Genomic DNA, 1933 nt, shown 5'->3' on the forward strand with positions numbered 1-1933 from the left:
CATTACTTATGATATTTACAACACTATTCTCGATAACAACTCATAACGACATCTTACAAATATTTTTTACAAACAATCCGGGTAAAAAATCAAAATATATATTTCTTCAAATACTTTATCCTCTTACTCCAATAAATTTCTGAATAGTTCAATAAACCTTGCCGGAATATTGCTTTTTACATTATAAATAGATTATTTTGCGTCTACAAATACTAAAAACCATGAATGGAAATATCATTTTAATTATCATCGGCTGTTATTTTGCATTTCTAATGTTTATTTCCCATCTAACCAGCCGAAATAACGATAATGAAACTTTTTTTATCGGAGGGAAAAAATCTCCATGGTTTTTAGTAGCTTTCGGTATGATAGGAACATCCATATCAGGGGTCACTTTTGTTTCGGTTCCTGGCATGCCTTTACATATAGATATGACTTATATGCAAACGGTACTGGGTTTTGCACTCGGATACCTCATCATTGCACAACTTTTGTTACCCTTATATTACAAGTTCAACTTGACTTCTATCTATACATATCTCGAAGAAAGGTTTGGACACAAAGCATATAAAACAGGAGCTTCTTTCTTCCTATTATCAAAAAACATTGGGGCTGCAGCACGACTATATATCGTTGTACTTATCTTACAACGTTTCGTTTTTGACTATTGGAATATACCTTTTGCAGTAACAACAACAGTCATTGTACTACTTATATGGCTATATTCACATAAAAGTGGTATCAAAACCATTGTCTGGACCGATGCTTTACAAACTTTTTTCTTACTAGGCGGGCTGATTATGATTATATGGCAATTAATGTCAAAAATGAATCTCGATATTGATGGAGTCATTTCTATTGTTCAGAAAAGTAATATGTCACGTATTTTCGTATTTGACGATTGGCATACAAAACAAAATTTTTTCAAACAATTTATCAGCGGCATATTTATCACTATTGTTATGACAGGTCTGGACCAAGATATGATGCAAAAAAACCTATCTATCAAAACTCTTAAAGAATCCCAAAAGAATATGTATTTTTATGGAATAGCATTCATCCCTGTAAATTTACTTTTCCTAACTTTAGGTATTTTACTCATTTCTTATGCTACACAATCGGATATAGCTCTTCCAGAAACCAGCGATGAGATACTACCACTTTTTGCCACTCAATATCTGGGGAATACGGTACTCTTATTCTTTTGTATCGGAATCATAGCAGCAGCTTTTTCAAGTGCAGACTCGGCACTGACAGCTCTAACAACTTCTTTCTGTATTGATATCCTCGATGTAAAAAAACGCCCGGCTTCTAAAGCCATACTATGGCGTAGAAGAGCCCATATATTTATCTCAGTCTTATTTGTTCTCATTATTCTCATTATTAAAGCTGTAAATAATAAAAGTATCATAGATGCCATCTATATGATTGCAGGATATACTTATGGTCCCCTATTAGGGATGTTTGCTTTCGGACTTTTCTGTCGAAAACGTCCAATAGACAAATACATACCTATTATTGCTTTTACAGCTCCACTATTATGTTATCTAATCGATTTTTTTTCTACAAAATACTACAATTATCAATTTGGATACGAATTACTTATGCTCAACGGACTGCTTACATACTTAGGATTATATCTGATATCTATAAAACAACCTAAGCTAAAAAAGGACAGTTTTTACAGAATCTAAGAATTGGTCTAATTTTAGTTTCTCTTTGCAAGCATAATAATTTTTATTATATAAAAAATACTGAATATATCGGCCTTCGGTATAAAAATCACTATCTTTGTTTACAATCAAAAAATATATATTGTCAATAAATTCAAATACAACCATATGAAACCAAACATCTTGCCCATTAAAAATCTGATTGCCATTCTGGCTATTATTATGTTATTTTCCTGTAATAAACAAAGTGACTACTTACA

At 31.8% G+C, this 1933-nt stretch carries 1 protein-coding gene; it reads left to right on the forward strand.

Annotation, left to right across the window (positions count from 1 at the left end; all coding sequences use genetic code 11):
* The first annotated feature begins 221 nt into the window (after nt 1-221).
* On the forward strand, nt 222-1694 hold the full coding sequence (locus BN2628_RS00135) for a sodium:solute symporter (protein WP_044225510.1): 1473 nt from the start codon (nt 222-224) through the stop codon (nt 1692-1694).
* Nucleotides 1695-1933 lie beyond the last annotated feature (239 nt).

This window comes from Gabonia massiliensis, assembly GCF_001403595.1.
GTDB lineage: Bacteria > Bacteroidota > Bacteroidia > Bacteroidales > Coprobacteraceae > Coprobacter > Coprobacter secundus.

Coding starts and splice junctions, on each gene's coding strand:
- BN2628_RS00135 (WP_044225510.1), top strand. CDS start 222: ATGAATGGAAATATCATTTTAATTATCATCGGCTGTTATTTTGCATTT.